This window comes from Leptolyngbya sp. 7M (genome assembly GCF_018128485.1).
Map to the genome: position 1 here is coordinate 3723705 of NZ_CP070897.1, position 17689 is coordinate 3741393.

The 17689-nt window shown below is 49.3% G+C and carries 17 protein-coding genes and 2 pseudogenes; 11 read left to right on the forward strand and 8 right to left on the reverse strand.

Annotated elements, in window-relative coordinates; translation table 11 throughout:
- Positions 1-259 precede the first annotated feature (259 nt).
- On the forward strand, positions 260-1225 hold the full coding sequence (locus tag JVX88_RS18735) for a TVP38/TMEM64 family protein (protein WP_211619697.1): 966 nt from the start codon (positions 260-262) through the stop codon (positions 1223-1225).
- 79 nt (positions 1226-1304) lie between these two features.
- A complete protein-coding gene (locus JVX88_RS18740) occupies positions 1305-2057 on the forward strand; it encodes a phycobilisome rod-core linker polypeptide (RefSeq protein ID WP_211619698.1) in 753 nt (250 codons plus the stop codon).
- Positions 2058-2130: 73 nt separating this feature from the next.
- On the opposite strand, the gene JVX88_RS18745 is transcribed toward JVX88_RS18740, so the two are convergent.
- Positions 2131-2574 (reverse strand): helix-turn-helix domain-containing protein, encoded by a 444-nt coding sequence (locus JVX88_RS18745; protein WP_211619699.1) that lies wholly within the window; start codon positions 2572-2574, stop codon positions 2131-2133.
- A 567-nt stretch (positions 2575-3141) separates the two neighbouring features.
- Here JVX88_RS18745 and JVX88_RS18750 point away from each other — a divergent pair.
- The 5 genes from JVX88_RS18750 (at position 3142) to JVX88_RS18770 (ending at position 7317) form a co-directional block, all read left to right on the forward strand.
- The gene (locus JVX88_RS18750) at positions 3142-3699 is read left to right on the forward strand and encodes a hypothetical protein (RefSeq protein WP_211619700.1); all 558 of its coding nucleotides are present in this window, start codon (positions 3142-3144) and stop codon (positions 3697-3699) included.
- A 98-nt stretch (positions 3700-3797) separates the two neighbouring features.
- Entirely contained in the window at positions 3798-4733 is a 936-nt protein-coding gene (locus JVX88_RS18755; RefSeq protein ID WP_211619701.1) for a hypothetical protein, read from the forward strand.
- Positions 4734-4764: 31 nt separating this feature from the next.
- Positions 4765-5502, forward strand: coding sequence for a class I SAM-dependent methyltransferase (locus JVX88_RS18760; protein ID WP_211619702.1), 738 nt, complete (start codon positions 4765-4767; stop codon positions 5500-5502).
- A 50-nt stretch (positions 5503-5552) separates the two neighbouring features.
- Positions 5553-6404, forward strand: a complete 852-nt coding sequence (locus JVX88_RS18765) for a glycosyltransferase (protein WP_211619703.1) — start codon at positions 5553-5555, stop codon at positions 6402-6404.
- Entirely contained in the window at positions 6397-7317 is a 921-nt protein-coding gene (locus JVX88_RS18770; protein WP_263975605.1) for a class I SAM-dependent methyltransferase, read from the forward strand. Before JVX88_RS18765 ends, JVX88_RS18770 begins: the two co-directional genes overlap by 8 nt.
- A gap of 184 nt (positions 7318-7501) precedes the next feature.
- Here JVX88_RS18770 and JVX88_RS18775 read toward each other — a convergent pair whose 3' ends face one another.
- Positions 7502-8791 carry a calcium-binding protein gene (locus JVX88_RS18775; RefSeq protein ID WP_211619705.1) on the reverse strand — a complete coding sequence of 430 codons (1290 nt, stop codon included), beginning with the start codon at positions 8789-8791 and terminating at the stop codon, positions 7502-7504.
- 16 nt (positions 8792-8807) lie between these two features.
- On the opposite strand from JVX88_RS18775, the gene JVX88_RS18780 reads away from it, so the two are divergent.
- From JVX88_RS18780 to JVX88_RS18790, 3 genes are all read left to right on the forward strand, one after another.
- The gene (locus JVX88_RS18780) at positions 8808-9317 is read left to right on the forward strand and encodes a bluetail domain-containing putative surface protein (protein ID WP_211619706.1); all 510 of its coding nucleotides are present in this window, start codon (positions 8808-8810) and stop codon (positions 9315-9317) included.
- An 890-nt stretch (positions 9318-10207) separates the two neighbouring features.
- Positions 10208-11641, forward strand: coding sequence for a DUF4347 domain-containing protein (locus tag JVX88_RS18785; RefSeq protein ID WP_211619707.1), 1434 nt, complete (start codon positions 10208-10210; stop codon positions 11639-11641).
- Positions 11642-11779: 138 nt separating this feature from the next.
- On the forward strand, positions 11780-12037 hold the full coding sequence (locus tag JVX88_RS18790) for a VOC family protein (protein ID WP_211619708.1): 258 nt from the start codon (positions 11780-11782) through the stop codon (positions 12035-12037).
- 253 nt (positions 12038-12290) lie between these two features.
- Here JVX88_RS18790 and hemB read toward each other — a convergent pair whose 3' ends face one another.
- Positions 12291-13256 (reverse strand): porphobilinogen synthase, encoded by a 966-nt coding sequence (hemB, locus tag JVX88_RS18795; protein ID WP_225931622.1) that lies wholly within the window; start codon positions 13254-13256, stop codon positions 12291-12293.
- A gap of 162 nt (positions 13257-13418) precedes the next feature.
- Between hemB and JVX88_RS18800 the strand changes: the two genes are divergently transcribed.
- A complete protein-coding gene (locus JVX88_RS18800) occupies positions 13419-13814 on the forward strand; it encodes a Fur family transcriptional regulator (RefSeq protein WP_211628766.1) in 396 nt (131 codons plus the stop codon).
- On the opposite strand, the gene rsmD is transcribed toward JVX88_RS18800, so the two are convergent.
- From rsmD to sufC, 5 genes and pseudogenes are all read right to left on the reverse strand, one after another.
- Complete coding sequence (gene rsmD, locus JVX88_RS18805; RefSeq protein ID WP_211619710.1) at positions 13760-14950, reverse strand: 16S rRNA (guanine(966)-N(2))-methyltransferase RsmD; 1191 nt, start codon at positions 14948-14950, stop codon at positions 13760-13762. The two genes, JVX88_RS18800 and rsmD, sit on opposite strands and share 55 nt — an antisense overlap.
- Complete coding sequence (locus JVX88_RS18810; protein WP_211619711.1) at positions 14947-16347, reverse strand: nucleotide sugar dehydrogenase; 1401 nt, start codon at positions 16345-16347, stop codon at positions 14947-14949. The genes rsmD and JVX88_RS18810 overlap by 4 nt, the downstream gene beginning before the upstream one ends.
- A 2-nt stretch (positions 16348-16349) precedes the next feature.
- Positions 16350-16688 carry a hypothetical protein gene (locus tag JVX88_RS18815; protein WP_211619712.1) on the reverse strand — a complete coding sequence of 113 codons (339 nt, stop codon included), beginning with the start codon at positions 16686-16688 and terminating at the stop codon, positions 16350-16352.
- 96 nt (positions 16689-16784) lie between these two features.
- Positions 16785-16901: pseudogene (locus JVX88_RS44220) on the reverse strand (hypothetical protein); the annotation flags it as partial.
- Positions 16889-17650: pseudogene (gene sufC, locus JVX88_RS18820) on the reverse strand (Fe-S cluster assembly ATPase SufC); the annotation flags it as partial. The pseudogenes JVX88_RS44220 and sufC, both read right to left, overlap by 13 nt.
- Positions 17651-17689 lie beyond the last annotated feature (39 nt).

A 17689-nucleotide genomic window follows, 5' to 3' on the forward strand; every position in this document is an offset into this window, starting at 1 on the left:
TTCAGCATTGGGCTAGGTGATGCTAGAGGTCGAGATTCTCCTGGACAGCATCGCCATGCTAAAAATTGACGATTAGTGCGAGCATCTTGCTCACGTTCTCTCATCCAAGCATTCTGCCCACAGCTCGATTTGTATTTGAGAAACAAAACAATTCTCAGCAAACCCTCAGGCACAGCTCACGCAGGCATCATTCCGTTGCATAGAAATGCCTCTACAGTGAATGCAGGGACGACTCAATCAACCCCTGAGGAAAGAAGCCATGCCGCAGCCCATCCAACCAACACGACTTCGCTATTCTAGCCTTCTGAGATTCCTGAAAATTATCGGAATTGCCAGCTTATCCTTTCTTGTCAGCGCTGTGCCGGCCTTTGCCACCACCCTACAAGAGAGCAGCGGTTGGAACCTCCAGGAAGTGATTCAGCGAGCACTGGAACAGATCCAGCAGTTGGGAATTGCTGGCGTTGTAGCCTTTATTGCTCTCTACGTCCTTGCTACCGTAGCCTTCATTCCAGGATCATTGCTGACTCTAGGAGCTGGATTTGTATATGGCGTGGTCCAGGGATCGCTCTATGTTCTGATTGGGGCTAGTTTAGGTGCGGTGCTGGCGTTTTTGGTCGGTCGGTATTTAGCCCGTGATTGGGTGGCGAAAAAGATTGAAAATAATCCTAAATTCAAAGCGATTGACGAAGCGGTCGGACGGGAAGGCTTCAAAATTGTGCTGTTAACTCGACTTTCACCGGTGTTTCCGTTTAACCTGCTCAACTATGCCTACGGCATTACCGGCGTGAAGCTGCAGGACTATGCCCTAGCCTGCATCGGCATGTTGCCCGGTACGGTGCTGTACGTCTACATTGGCTCGCTGGCCGGTAGCCTCACCATGTTGGGAACCGAAACACAAGCAGCAAACCCCCTATTGCAATGGTTGGTGCGCGGGATTGGGTTTGTAGCGACCGTTGCCGTAACCCTCTATGTGACTCGAATTGCCCGCAAAGCGCTAGACAGCGTTTCTGAGCAAGCCACGACTGACAGCGTTCCGCATGATGCTCATCTGGCTGGGGGAGGCAGTGCCTTCTCGTGCAGCTGGGCTTGCTCATGCTCCTATCCCACTGGGTCTCCACACCCTGACTCGCGGCGACCTCGACAGAACTCCCCCAGCGCCTCTCACCCTACAAACCGCTCCCATCCCCGTTGCTTCATGAAGTTCCGTAACACTTTATCAGACTAAAGCGAATAAAGCACCCCAGCCGCCGTATGATCTAGGGTGATTTTCGTACCGTTCGTTTGCGTAGGGAGCTTGTTTTAGCGTGGCTATTCCTCTTTTGTCCTATTCCCCCTCATCTCAAAATGTTCGCGTCACCGGCTATGATGTCCCCGGTGATGACCAACCGCGGATCTTCTCGAGCGATAACCTCCTCTCTCCCTCCGATATGGATACGCTCATCGAGGCCGCCTATCGCCAACTCTTTTTCCATGCCTTTGCAGCCGACCGTGAACCCTTCCTCGAATCCCAACTCCGCTCTGGTCAGATTACCGTGCGCGATTTCGTCCGCGGCTTACTCCTCTCCAACACCTATAAGCGCAGTTTCTATGACCTCAATAGTAACTATCGCTTTGTCGAGCAAACCGTGCAGCGTGTCCTCGGGCGCGATGTCTTCAATGAGCGCGAAAAGATTGCCTGGTCGATTGTCGTGGCTACCCAGGGTCTCAAGGGCTTTGTTGACCAACTCCTCAACTCCCAAGAGTACCTCGATGCCTTTGGCGACTCGATTGTCCCCTATCAGCGCCGCCGCTCTCTGCCGGGTCGCACTCAAGGCGATCTCCCCTTCAATATCAAGTCTCCGAGATATGATGAGTACTACCGCCGCAAGCTCGGCTTCCCCCAAATGATCTGGCAAAATGCCACTCGTTCTTATAAACCTCAAGACCAACAAGCGAAACCGGGCGACCCTGCTAACTTCCTCTCGATGGCTCGCTCGATTGACCCCAAAGCCAATCCTCCTCAGCGCCTCTCCGCCCTCAATGTCGACTTCCTTAACCGGGTCCCCTATAGAAAATAGATCGAGGTAGCGCCTATGGGCGCTACGATGGGCCTAATAAACAGGGCGATAAATTGATTTTTCCGAAACCCTCCTACAAACTGCGGAGGGTTCTTATTTTTTCAACCTGACGTTCATCTTGATGGGCAAACCCCAACTCTCTCAATGCTCGCTCGATCCTGGCTTTCGAGGGGCGCTGCTTCGGTGGAACTAGATCCATTTCACGAGCGGTCTCAAACAGTTCTCGAATTAAGCTATCCAGGTAATCATCTGCGTCTTCTGGGCGCTTAGCTATTCTGCCTTCATAGGCAAGCGTGTAAAGCTCTAGATGATGCATTCCCATAACCTTGGAGAGTTTTCTGAGCGTTTCTGGCGTGGGGCAAGTGCCCTTAAAACAAGCTCCTCGTAGGCGCGGCTGGGGAATATCTGCCATTTCTGCCAAGCGATTCATGCTGATATGGTGCTCTTCCAGATATTGCAAAATCAGCAACCCTAAGGGAGAGCAATCCTTCGCTTGTATTTGTAACCTCGCTGGCATTTCTCTAGTCCACATCAACTATATGCTTCACAATCATAAACGATAGGGCATGGCTTAGCCTAAATTATTACTTTATGCCTGGATCAGTTTAGAATTCTTAGCTCAATAGTGAGTTAAATTTAACACTCAATAAACAGTACTTGCTGTTGACAGTAGCGAGAGATGCAGAAATGCGGTCGACAAACTGCTCCTATCCCCGTGAATTGCCAAACTGGGGATGATGAAATCATGCAGATTAACTGTATCAAACGCTGTTTCTGATACTTTCATTACAGAGAGGCAATCCGCAACAGTTAGCGAGCAACTCGCTGAAAAATAAAGCTACTAGTTTCGGGCAGTTTGCCACACAAAATCTTACTGGATAGATCGACACAGACATTTATTACTTACACTTGACAGAATCGTCCTTATGATTAACATTTCAGTAGCTTTGCTTGCTGATCAAGATGTTTGAACAGGGGTTGATTGTAGTCTTAACGGCTAGCTGCTATCCTCTTCCCCCTTAGCCCAGGGGAATTGGATTGGAAGATTCCCCTATTAGGCCCTGTGTTAGGAAGAAGGTTAGGAATGCCACGCAAGAAACGCTTGACCCAGAATCATCCCGCTCCCAGCCAGGATGGCCACCCCAATCTATCACCTCGGAGTAAAGCAAAAGGGCTGCCTGTAGAAGTGGCTCCTACTAGTCTGGAACTCGACCTCACTGAGTCTTGGCAAGCTACTCCCAGCAGTGACCGTCCTAAAACCAACCCTGACCTATTTACCGATAGCGAAACGACCCGCGTGGCGTCAGCGCTGCCTATTTGGGAAGCGAGCAATGTTCTGGCCCAAAATGTCAATCTACCCTGGATTGTCGATCCACAAGGGCGACTCTGCTACGCCAAGGATATCGGTGACGGCAAAGGGGCCGTTCACTTTTGGGTAACCGAGAACATTGAAGACGAATACCCTGCCGCCCTTGCAGGAGCTGCCGCCTTAGCGGTGGTGGAATCGTTTGATATCCGCGCAGCATGCATGCATTTGATCTACGCGGCCCACGCTACTCAGTTGGAAAAGCCCTGGGAGCAAGAGTTAGTGATCGATGATCGCCAGCTCGAAGCCTATCTGGGTTTAAAGAAGCGGGAGTAACCTATGGGTTTCTGATTGGGTTGATTCAACGCCCTCCAGTCGGAGTCTGTCTGAATTTTTTGCAAAGCCTTGCTCCGATTTTGTTGGGGTTTCATCTGATGGCAAACTGGCGCAGCTATCCTGCCTATCGTCGCAACATCACCCATGTTTTTGTTTGGGGTGTTTTAATCATGGGCAGTTACGGCATCCTTCAGTTCTTAGTGTTACCAGAATGGGATAGATTCTGGTTGATCAGCACCGAATTAACCTCGCATGGTAACCCTGAACCCTTGGCGGTACGAGTCTGGAGTACCATGAACTCAGTCGAACCCTTTGGGACATTCATGGCGGCAGGGTTGCTGGTTGTCCTCAGCGCCAGCGGTGCCTTACAAATTCCAGCCATCATTGTTGGCTTTCTGGCGTTTCTGCTCACCGCAATGCGGGCAGCTTGGCTGGCTTGGTTGATTGGTTTGCTCGCTCAGGCCAAATCGTTGAAATCTAGTTTGCAAATCCGCCTGCTTGCGACCTTTTTGGTGATTGCTCTGCTGTTGGCTCCTTTAACTACAATGGAACCTTTCTCAGAAATGATTTCTGAACGAATCAGCACATTTTCTAATTTGAACAAAGATGGCAGCGTGGAGGCTAGGCGGAATACCTATCGCGAAATTGCTGGACAAGCGGTGACTGAAGTTGTGGGAGGAGGGTTAGGAGCAGCCAGCGAAAGGGTCGATCGCACAGACGCAGATAGCGCTATCGATAGCGCTATTCTAACCATGTTGCTCAATTTGGGATGGATTGGCACCAGCTTTTATCTCAGCGGTCTACTATTGTTAGTTTTTGCTGTTTTCCAAGGTTCGGAGGGGAATTTTGATCCGTTTATAGCGGCAGCTCATGCTGCGGTACTGAGTGCCATGATTCGCTTACCTGTGAATGACCCAATTAGCGGAGTGAGCGGGGTAATCCTCTGGTCTTTTTTAGGTGTGAGTATAGCAGCGCGTATGTATTATCAACAGCTACATCAAATGACTAGAACAAAACTCAATAACAACCTATAGGAACAAAAGCAGCAATTTTGGAGCCATCAGCATGGAACTACAAGCACGACAACAGGTTGAAATCAACTTTTGGAAGTATTCTCCAATTGAGCGGCCTGAGGCTGATTCATTACAGGTAATGCTTGACAAAGCAATTGATGCATCTATCTTCTCAGATTGTTTAAAGCCCTATGCCGCCGTTTTCAATTCAGCTGAAACGATTTTAGAACTGGGAGCAGGGCAAGGATGGGCATCCTGTTTCATAAAGCGACTCTGTCCAACTGCGTTTGTTACCACTACCGACATCAGCGACTGGGCATTACAATCAATCCATAAATGGGAATACATTTATCGTGTCAAGATCGATGAAACGATCGCCTGTAAAAGCTACGAAATTCCCAAACCCGATCAATCTATTGATCTGATCTTTTGCTTTGCAGCGGCCCATCACTTTGTTGCCCATCGCCGTACATTGCAAGAAATTTCTAGAGTACTGAAACCAAATGGCCACTGCTACTACTTCTATGAACCTTCCTGTCTAGCATTCCTATACAGCTTGGCCCATTGGCGAGTCAACCACAAGCGGCCAGAGGTTCCAGAGGATGTGCTAATTTACCCCAAAATCGAGGCAATCGCCCGTGAATCAGGATTAGTCTGTACACCAAACTTCTATCCCCACACGTTCAGACGTGGGGGTAGGGAAACTTTATACTACATGATTTTGAGTAAGCTGCCCTACTTGCAACGCTTACTTCCTTGCAGCATCAATTATCAGTTTGTTAAGCCTTGAGAAATTTATGAAGCAGCATCCAGTTTCTAGACAGAATATGCAATAGCACCATGAACATTCTGTTTTTGGATCAGAGCGGCCAACCGGGCGGAGCAGAACTCTGTCTCCTGGATATCGCAACCCCCTATCGGGAATGTTGTTTAGTTGGGCTGCTGGCAGATGGTAGCTTTAGGGAGCGACTAGAGCAGCAGCAAATCCCAGTTCGAGTGCTGACCACACAAGCGATTCGAGTCCGTAAAGAGAGCGATTGGCTGGAAGGAATCCGCAGTGGCATACAGTTACTACCGCTGATCGGACAGATTGCTCAGCTCAGCCGCCAGTTTGATCTGATCTATGCCAACACGCAGAAAGCATTCGTACTCGGCGCATTGGCTAGTTTAATTAGCCGTAAACCGTTAGTTTATCATCTCCACGATATTCTCTCACCTGATCACTTTAGTGCAGTTAATCGACAAATTCTGGTGACGTTAGCCAATCAAGTTGCTGCCCTGATTATTGCCAACTCATCCGCAACCCAAGCAGCTTTCATCAAGGCAGGTGGACGCCCTGAGCGGGTTCATGTGGTCTACAACGGATTTGACCCCCAGCCCTATCAGCAGGCCAAGCAGCAGCGTTTGGCGCTTCGGGCCGCTCTGGGGCTAGAGGGGCGGTGGGTAATTGGACACTTTAGTCGTCTCTCTCCCTGGAAAGGGCAACATGTCCTGCTGGAAGCGCTATCCCATTGCCCTGAACAGGCGATGGCCCTGTTTGTAGGCGATGCCTTGTTTGGCGAACAGGCGTATGTCGAGCAGTTGCATCAACAGGTCCAGCAGTTGGGGCTAGAACAGCAATTACGAAGATCAGCAGAGCTTTTCCCCCACTTTCAATCAATTCGCGCTGGATTTAGCGAATCATCTGGTTAAGCGATACGACCTACATCACAAGCAGATTGTCGAGATTGGCTGTAGTAAGGGTGATTTTTTGCTGCTGCTGTGCGAATTGGGCAACAATTACGGCATCGGTATCGATCCCAGTGCAGTTCCAGGGCGGGTTCAGAGTGCAGCGGCTGACCGGGTGCGCTTCTTCCCCGAATACTATTCCGAACGCCACAGCGAGTATGTGGGTGATTTGATTTGCTGCCGCCATACTTTAGAACATATATATGATGTCTCTGACTTGTTGAAAACGGTTCGTCGTTCGATTGGTAATCGCCTGGACACAGCTATATTTTTTGAAATCCCCGATACGATTCGCATTCTCAAAGAGCTGGCCTTTGAAGATATATATTACGAACATTGCTCCTACTTCACGCCAGGTTCCCTAGCGCGGCTGTTCCGGTCCTGTGGCTTTGAAGTGACAGATTTATACCGTGCCTATGCCGATCAATATTTGCTGATTGAGGCGCGTCCGGTGGCAGCACCTTCTAATCTGATTCACCCGCAGGAAGAAACGTTGGAGCAACTGACTCAAGAGTTGCAGCATTTTCTCTATCGCATTCAAACCTATTTATCGAGCTGGAAACAGCACCTAAATCAACTCAAGCAACAAGGCAAGCGCGTAGTAATTTGGGGATCGGGGTCCAAGTGCGTTTCCTTCTTGACGACCTTGGGCGCGACCGATCAGATTGAATACATTGTTGATATCAATCCCTATCGCCATGGGCGCTTCATTCCTGGGTTAGGGAAGGAAATCATGTCCCCTCAATTCCTGCAAGCCTATCAGCCAGATCAGGTAATTGTGATGAACCCAATCTACTGTAACGAGATTCAGCAGATGCTCAACCAGATGAATGTTGCCACTGACGTTGTTCCTCTTAGTATTAACCAAAAATTCTAGAGCGGTATCTGGATTATTCAAACCAATCAAACAACAGCTACGACTTAGGCTAGGTTCAAAAAATTTAGACTAATTTGCTTTCAGATAGGCTTCAAATAGACTGTACCTTCAGTTGGGACGAGAAAGGGGCAGGCATTGCCCACCCCCAGTGCTGCGACCCGAAGATCCTCTAAAGCGATAGAGTTTAGACTTGGCTGAACGAATCCTGGGTTAGATCATTCGCCTGTACGTTCCTTACAACTGCCAGCACCGTATCACCGACACCGACTACTGTATGACGACCGGATTGGCTAAGCGTAAGCCGATCAAAGGTCAAACCACGAGCCAGCCCGATGGTATCGACACCAACTTGGAAGTCGCGGATAATATCTCTGCCTCTGCTCACCGCCAAGACGAAAACATCACGTCCAGGACCACCCACAAGGATATCGCTGCCGCCGCCACCAACCAGAATGTCATCACCAGCACCACCAAACAATCGGTCATTGCCAGCATTTCCAAACAGTTGGTCATCGCCGCCAAAGCCGCTGATTACATCATTACCCTTCAATCCAGTAATAATGTCATCACCATCAGTACCCCTGAGCACATCCCGCCCACGGCTTCCAGTTCGGACAGTAGGTGGAGCTTTTGTGGCTTGAATGTTACCTCCGAGTGGAGTGGAGTTATCTGCTAGATCTGCTGCTGGATCCGCAATCGGTGAAGTCCCACCTGAATTTGTTTGGTCGTCGCCCTGGTTGGGGCCACCGGAAAGAGGTGGCTGATCAGGAGGCTGTTGACCATCATCTGGTGAACCGCCGGTTGCATCATCAGGCGGATTAGGATTATCCGTGTCACCATCGGTTGCATCATCAGGCGGATTAGGATTATCCGTGTCACCATCGGTTGCATCATCAGGCGGATTATCGGGTGAGTTACCGGAGCCAGAATCGCTGTCAACAGGTGTTGAGTCAGGATCTGAGCCATCTGGATCGGTATCAGAAGTAGGTTCGTCGTCAGTACCGGGTGGGTCAGTATCTGGATCGCTGCCTACGTCATCACCACCATCTGATGAATTATCACCAGAATCGCTTCCAGAAGTATCTACTGCAACGGGCTGTGTATTAGGATTACCCGTTCCGGTATTGTCCTCTGGTGGAGGATTACTGCCGCTAGAAGTACCCGTATCATCTGGAAGATTGTCGGTTGGCGATTCATTAGATGGTTCGTTCGATGGTCCACCGGGTTGATAGTAGTTACCAGGCTGATAGTACCGACTTGGATCAATCAGCTCAGGGGGAACACCAAGCCCCACCAAGACTTGCTGCGCCAAGAGCAGTAGCGCTACCTGAGGATTCGCAACATTAGTAACCGTGCCGCTCGGTAAACCGAGTTGGGTTTCTAATAAGCCGAGGCTAGCTTCTGCGGTATTGAGGGACAGGCTTCCTGGCGGTAACCCAAGTTGATTCGCCAGTAGCTCTAGAGCCGTCTGCAATGGATCAGGGCTATTGATGATGGCCGAGAGCAGTGCTGGATTGAGTCCACTAGAAGGAGTGCCACCATCGGGAGATGGCTGCGGATTACCAGATCCATTTGTGCCAGTTGTGGAACCAGGAGCACCGTTTGAGTCAGAAACTGGCTGTGAACCATTGCTGCCCGGATCTGTAGAGGAATTTAGATTTTCTCAGGGTGATAAATTCCAGTTGGATTTTGACGACAATTTGAATAGTTCAGACCGCCCGCGCAGCCTGTTTAACGCCGGACGAGTCAAAGGTCGCACTCTAGAGCAAGCGGCTAAAAACGCCTATCGCGACAAGGATCAAGCGACAGAAAATGCCCAAAAGCTTTTGGCGAACCAAGCAGTTTTCTTTAACTGGCGGGGCGGCACCTACCTGTCGGTCAACGATAGAAGCCAGGAATTTGCGGCAAACCAAGATTTACTGATTAACGTCACGGGGATTCAATTTAAACCAGGCGATACCCGTAATGGCACTTTGAATGTCGCGAATTACTTTGCCTAAACGAGTTTGCTTCTTTAAGCAAACTATCGTAAAGCTGAGATGTCCGGTGTAGCACTTACTACTTTAGGTTGAGTGTGCTGGTTCAGCGCTAATGGTATGAAAGATATACAGCGCTTGAGACAAGCGTAGTCCTAACATCAGGGATGCTGCTGGGGTGTATTGAAAGCTGCCCTTGTTTACGGCAGCACTGCTCGCCTATGCGGTTTGTAGTAATGCCTATTGACGCAGCTTGGTAAAGCTTTAAACTTGCGGCTTTTGTAGTTCAGATGAGATCTGATCACGCAGAGACCAAACTGGCCTAACTGAACTCCATCCAAATAAGGCGAAGTCTTGGGCTAGCGCCTATCTGTTGAAGTTGACAGATGAAGTTGACAGATGAAGTTGACAGACAAGTCGGCTGCAATCTGCCTACGAATTTGCCTACACATCTGTCTGCCATTGCGATCGACAAGTTGCAACTCGAGTCAGCCTTGGGCTAGCTCATAGCTTGAGCTGCAAAAGTGTGCTGCCCAAAAGGCTGTAAATGTTGGTTTCATACCAAATTCTTACAAAAACGGGCTACTTTACAGCTGTATGAGCAACAGTGCAACAGACTTGATCACAAGCGACCCATTTCAGTGTAAATCTTGAAATAAGGTGAATTTTCTATGAACTCCGGGTAAAATCTGAATTATTTTTTAGTAGAAATCCCTGAGAAATTCGTAGTTTATAGTATCTTCCCGGAATCTTGGTGCTTAATTTAACTTAAGTTTGCATTTAGTTCAGGGGATTTACTGCTATAACTTGATGAGTAGAACCTGTTTTCACCAAGTTATGCATCTCCTGAAGCTACATGCTTTAAAAGGATTCCGAGTTTGTAAGTAAAAAAAATCACTCAGAGGCATCTGGCCATGACTTCCTGTCGTCATCTTTCCGCCTTAGTCGTAGTCGATTCAACGGTTGTAGATTACGAAAGTTTAGTTAACAGCACAAAACCGGGCACTGCCGTTCTCGTTCTTGACGCTGAGCGAGATGGAATTGAGCAAATCTCTCAAGCTTTGGCTAAAGCTGATTCGCTAGAAAGCCTGCATATTCTTTCCCACGGTAGTGCTGGGGTACTGCAATTAGGCTCAACTAGCTTGAATTGGCAAACGTTAAGGCGCTATGGTGCTCAACTACAAGCTTGGGCAAAACCACTAGCTGGTGCAGAAATATTACTTTATGGCTGTAAGGTAGCGGCTGGATCGATCGGGCAATGGTTTGTGCGCCAGTTAAAGTCCTTGACCGGTGCGGAAATTGCAGCTTCGACGAATCTCACCGGTAGCTCCGCTCTAGGAGGAGACTGGAACTTAGAGTTTACAACGGGCGAGATCCACACACCGCTAGCTTTTTCTGCTTCAGCAATGGCTAGCTATCCACATGTGTTGCCAGTACTGGTCTCAGATACATTCAGAAACGGAGATGTTACTGATAAAGTCTGGGTGTTTGGTACTGATGCTCCAGCTCCAGGCCGACCACCTTCAGAGCTACCGTTTTTGACAGCTCGGAATACGACCATAGCTCCGACTGGCGGCTTACCAGGCAACCCCAGCCGTCAGCTAGATCCAGAAGGAGAAGGCGCACTGCGGTTAACCAGCGCCCTACCTGATCAAGCGACCTTTGTTCTTTACAACAATCCCGTTCCATCGGTCCAAGGTTTGACGATTACCTTTGAGCTGTATGCCTACGGTGGAACGACTAACCCGGAACGAGCTGATGGCGTCAGCTTCTTTCTGCTGGATGGCACAGCTTCGCCTACTGATGCTGGGGCGTTTGGTGGTTCACTTGGCTATGCCCAAAAAGAAGATATTGCGCCAGGGCTGGTGGGCGGCTATCTAGGCATTGGCTTTGATGAATTTGGTAACTTCTCAAGCGCTACTGATGCCCCTGGTCAACCTCCTGTGCGGAATGGCGGTCAACAAGGGCGAGTGCCCGACTCGATCGGGATTCGGGGTAGCCAAGCCTCAAACTATCTTTTCCTAGGTGGAACCGAGTCTCTACCTTTCGGTATTGACGCCCCAACCGCAACCACGCGAGAAGAAGCTACGCGCACGATCAAGATTGATCTGACCCCCGCTGGTCGTCTATCCGTTCAAATTGATGGTAACAACGATGGTGATTTTCTCGATCCGTTTGAGAGTGATCCGCGGCTCAGCAATATCGATGTAGCTCAACTCACCGGAACTCCCAAACCCGAAACGATTAAGTTTGGTTTTGCCTCCGGTACAGGCGATTTCAATAATATTCACGAAATCCGTAACCTGGTCCTTGGCACCCCGTTCAGATCCGATCAAGGATTGCTGTAGAAACCGAAAACAGAACGAATGATATGCTGCTTCGTGATTACGATTTTTAACTACGTCATGATTACGAAACCCAAAAAGTAAAGCTCTGAGCTTTTCCCAAGAAAGACACTGTCATTGCGAAATTGAGAGGTTCATATCATGAAATCCGATCCCATTGTTTGGTGTGAAATTTATGTACAGGACATGGATCGGGCAAAGAGTTTTTACGAGTCTGTGTTTCAGATGCAGCTGGAGAAGCTCGAAAGTCCTGGAATGGATATGTGGGCATTTCCGATGGCTATGGATAAGGTTGGCGCTTCTGGCGCATTGGTTCAGATGGAAGGAGTTAAGTTCGGTGGGAGTGGCACGATACCCTATTTTCACTGTGATGAGATTGCTATAGAACTAAGTAGGTGAGCATAATTAAACATAAAACCCAAAACCCTGCGCGGGCAGCGCAGGGTTTTGAATCTGGTTTTTAATTATGCCGAGGTACTTATCAGGAATATGCTTCAATTTACAAGCAAACTCAGGTATATTAACTTGCAGATTGCAACTTAAAAGCCATGCTCCAAGATACACCCATCGCCAGAACTGGATCAAACTTTGCCGTAGCGGACATCGGGCTGCTCAAATCTCGACGGGCGAGACACCTTCCCCATTCCTATCACTACAACATCAACGCCACATCTTTGGCAAAGTAGGTCAGAATTAAATCAGCTCCGGCTCGTTTCATACTTGTCAACGTTTCCAAAATTACCTTTTTCTCATCAATCCACCCCTGCGATGCAGCCGCTTTGATCATGGCGTACTCTCCACTGACGTTATAGGCAGCCACCGGCAGATGCGTATGCTGTTTCACCCGGCAAATGATATCCAGGTAAGCCAGCGCCGGTTTGACCATGACAATATCTGCCCCCTCGGCAATATCCAGATCCACTTCCTTGATCGCTTCTCTAGCGTTCGCGGCATCCATCTGATAGGTTTTCTTGTCGCCAAATTTAGGAGCTGAATCGAGGGCATCGCGGAATGGGCCGTAATAGGCAGAAGCATATTTGGCCGAATAGGCAAGAATTCCCACATTGATCCAACCTTCAGCATCCAAAGCCCGACGAATTGCTCCGACCCGACCATCCATCATGTCTGAAGGCGCAACAAAATCGGCTCCGGCTGCGGCCTGCGCTAACGCCTGTTTGACCAGTACTGCTACTGTCTCGTCGTTGAGAATTTTGCCATCCTGGACAATCCCGTCGTGTCCTTCGCTGCTGTAGGGGTCGAGGGCGACATCAGTGATCACTAAAATACTGGGAACCGCTTGTTTGATAGCTCGCACTGTTCGGGGAATCAGGCCATCCGGATTGTAGCTCTCGGTGCCAGCGTTATCTTTTTGCTCATAGGGAATCAGGGGAAACAGGGCAATGGCACCAATTCCCAACTGATAGGCAGCTTGTACTTCCTCCAACAGTAAATCCAGCGTGTAGCGATAGCACCCTGGCATGGATGGCACTTCCTCACGATGTCCTTCGCCTTCCATCACAAACAGGGGATAGATCAGATCCTCGACCCGCAGCGTGTTTTCCCGCACCATCCGACGCAGTGTTTCGGTTCGACGCAACCGCCGGGGCCGCTGCACCATTGAAGGCACTGAGGATTCGTGAAGGGCAGATTCAGCCTGGGAAGATTGTGATTCAAGAATAGAAGATTCAGTCGGCGACATAGAATATAATGAGAATGATTATCATTCGCCTATAATACCGCACTTGCCGTGAAAAAGGATTTTCTTACTCAAAACAGTACGATGCCCTTGATACCAGTGCGCTTGACTCGAAATCAGCAGGCCGTGCTAGATATTTTGAATCAGCAGGCCCATCCTATTTCGGCTCAGGAGTTGTACAGTTTACTGCGAGAACGACAGGGGATCGGGCTAGCAACAGTGTATCGAGCACTGGAAATCTTAAGACTACGAGGACTAGCCCAGAGCCGAGTCGGCGCCAGTGGAGAATCACTCTACAGCCCGGTAGATCATGACCAACACTACTTAACCTGCCTGCACTGTGGTCAGTCGTTCCCTCTCGATCATTGCCCCATTCAGGAATTAGCAGCGCAGTTGCAGTCCTCAATGCCATTCAAAATTTACTATCACACTCTGGAATTCTTTGGTTTGTGTGAACCTTGTAATGAATTAATTGAATAAAACGATAAAGCTGTATTGCCGTAGATTTTTTGTCGCTGCAAGTTCAGATTTCCTACCATCTCAGGCATAGAACGAGCCGGGCTGTGCTCAGCCGCTAGCTCGCCACCGTCGGCTAAAAGCTGATAGCGGGCAATGGCCTCTAGCACCGGCTCATACAAATTGCTGGCATAGGGCGGGTCGAAATAGATGCGGTCGAACTGGTGTCCCGCTAAAGCAGGTAGCTTCTGGACCAGATTGCCGCGAATTAGCTGCACTGTTTGATCGGGTTTGGCGATTTGCTGCCAGTTTTGTTGAATCACCCGACAAGCTTTCGCCGATTGCTCGATTCCCACTACCAGAGCTGCTCCACGGCTCAACGCTTCGGCAGCCATTGCCCCAGTGCCGGTACAGAGATCCAGCCAGCGACAGCCTGGAATTGTGCCTTGCCAGATGTTGTCCATTTTCATTACTTTCGCCGGGACAGTGTTCGGCTGACAATAAACTTTTGAACCCGGATCGATAAGCAATCGCCAACCATTTCGCTTCAACCTTGGTGTGTATTCGGCGTCACCAAAATTGGGATAGCGGTCGGATCGCATTAGTCCGCATTCTTCGATGGCCTCACGAGGAACGAGAACACAATTACCAACAATAAGATCGACCTCCCAAGGCCGATCGGGCACCGTTTCGATCGATTGCTTATACCAATGACGCCAACATCCCCACCAGACATTCCACATTGGGGCCACTTGAAATACGGTATCTCTTCGATCCCAAAGCAAAAGGAGCGATCCAACGACCGAGCGCGGAAATCTTTGCGCTGTGTTCACAAGCGAGACCAGAAACTCCCTATCGAAAACCTGATCATCATTCATCATCACAACGTGATCAGGATCATGTTCGAGTGCCGTCCGTACTCCAACATTCGTTCCCTCTGTGAACCAAAGATCGCCGTCGCCTTTAATTGTGATTACCTCAGGAAATTCGGCAGCGATCGCTTCGGACGTTCCATCTGTCGATCCGTCATCTACAACGTAGATCTTTACGTCAAGTCCGGTCTTATTGATCTCGCTCAAACTTGCAAGACACTGCAGTGTTAGTTCGCGACGATTGTGAACCGGAAATACTATCGCGACCTTAACATCACGATCATTCATTTCGCTCCGGTAACAAGCTCTTCGGGCCCACCACCCGTCCAAAGCTCGCGAAGACGCTTAGAGTTCGATCCGTCGTCCTGTCCAAGCCCAAAGCCGACATATCGTATATTCTCAGACTTTTCCAGTTCGTTCTTCAATATCCTCCAAAAATCGACTACGGTTACCTTCGAAAACCCATTCTTGAAGTTGTTAGCTTTGAGTTCAGCAAACGCCGGATCGGGTGTTGCGATCAAAATTATCTCAGACTGACGGATACATTCTTCGACTGAATCAACAACGACGAAATCCCCTCTCAGTTCCTCCTGCGGCATTTCCGATGCCATCGGGTCGTACGCAACCACACGAGCACCCGCACGAGAGATGGCCTGAGCAATAAACAGAGCCTGAGATTCTTCAAGGACATGCGAAAACGGCTTGTAAGAAAGGCCCAACACTCCAACGGTAATATTCTCGCGAATCATCGGCCGAAGCCGTTCAACCACCTTTTTTGCCACGCTGCGGTTCAGTGAGTCGGTGGTTGAGGAGAGATGCTCATCTACGCCCAATTCGCGAGCGAGAAAGCCGAGCGCAAAGTTATCTCGGGGAAAGCATGGCCCACCGTACCCAAGTCCGCCGGTCAGATATTTCCGGCCGATACGTGAATCCATACCCAAAGCATTTGAAACAATATCGATATTCCCGCCCGGGATCTTTTCGCACATCTCCGCCAAAAAATTCGCGAAAGTTATCTTTGTCGTAACAAAGGCATTCACTGAGATCTTTGTAAGTTCTGCGTTCTCCAGACTCATTCTTGCGGAGGGGGCCCCGTTCTCGACCACACGCGAATAAAGTTCTTCCAATTGAGAACCGCACCGGTCGTCAAATTCACCTATTAGAGTAAAATCCGGATTCAGGAAATTTCGGATAATACTTCCAAGGGCGATGAACTCCGGACTATAGCATAACCCAAAATCTTTACCCGCCTTCTTCCCTGATTCTTTTTCGAGGATCGGAAGCAAAGCCTCACGCACACCGCCAGGCAACACGGTACTTGTCAAAACAACATTATGATAAGAATTCTTCTTTCCCAGAGCTTTACCGATCTCCTTGAACGCCCAGGCTGCGTATTGAAGTGAGAACGCTCCACGTTCGTCGCTTGGCGTTGGGACTATGACAAACGAAATATCAGATCCAAGCACTGCCTCTTCATGACTGGCAGTAGCCCGGATACGGTGCCTATTTGCCGAGATCAACTCATCAAGCCCGGTCTCCTGAACCGGCGCTCTGCCCTCATTCACCAGCTCGATCGAGCGTTGGTTAACATCCACACCGATCACATCAAAACCGCGGCTTGCAAATGCCGCCGCCATACTCGCACCTAATTTACCTAGTCCGATAACCGAAATTTTGTCTATCATTTTTATTTTGCGTTGGCTGTTACACAAAGGTGCCAGCCGAATGTTTTCTCAAGCTGCCTAAATACCGACTGCGGCAATACTCTCCAATACCATTCCTTTTCGTATTCGTACTTTACATATTTTGGTATTTGGTAAGGAAAGATATGGTCAACAAAAACTTCCTCGATATTGAACCGATCTCCGATCAGATCTCGTACACTGTTTTTCGAATAAGAGTACGTGACAGGACAGCCCGTCTGAGCCTCAGAATGCTTTGCGATGATCTCATCAAGTCTCCAAAATCTCCCTTTTTCCTGAAGAAGCATCCAGAGTACTTTCCAAGAGTAACGGTAATAGACCATTAGTTTAAGAGTTGTTTCCGGACCGCAGAAATTGTCGGCGATCTGTTTTACGATCTCAGCAGGACGCGGCGAATGATGTATGACCCCGAACGAATAAACAAGATCGAATTTCTGTGGCGCAATGGTGTCTGAAAGTCTTTCCGCATTAGCTTCGAAAAAGGATATTCGATCCGAGAGACCAAAAACCTCAGCACGCCCGCTTCTAGCACCCAGTCGTAGCCGCGCTCTTCTAGCTCCAGAGCCAACTCCTTGCCGCCAGTGCGGATGATCCGTCCGTTGGCCATCACATGCACATAATCCGGCACGATATATTCCAGTAGCCGCTGGTAGTGGGTGATGATCAACATGGCGTTATCTGGCGTCGAGAGCTGGTTGACGCCGTTCGCCACAATTCGCAGCGCGTCGATATCGAGACCCGAGTCGGTTTCATCCAGAATGGCGAGTTTTGGCTCCAGCACGGCCATTTGCAGAATCTCATTGCGCTTTTTCTCACCACCCGAAAAGCCTTCGTTGACACTGCGGTTGAGGAAACTGGCGTCCATTTTGACAATTTCCAGCTTTTGCTCCACTAAATCATCAAAGTCGAAGGCATCGAGTTCTTCGAGTCCGGCATGTTTGCGCTTCGAGTTGTAGGCCACCCGCAGAAAGTCAAGATTGCTGACACCGGGAATTTCTAACGGATACTGAAAGGCGAGAAACACGCCCGACCGCGCCCGCTCTTCTGGCTCTAGCTCTAGCAGGTTCTGGCCCAGATAGCTAACTTCACCACCCGTGACCTCATAGTCGGGATGACCGGCCAATACTTTCGAGAAGGTGCTTTTGCCGGAGCCGTTCGGTCCCATAATCGCGTGAATTTCACCCGCCTTGATCTCCAGGTTCATGCCTTTCAGAATCGGCGTGTCGTCCACATTGGCGGTCAGATCCTTGACCGATAAAATTGTCTCGCTGGTTTCAGTAATCACGTGCTTAACCTCTCAAACTACCTCTCAAACTGCGTTCCC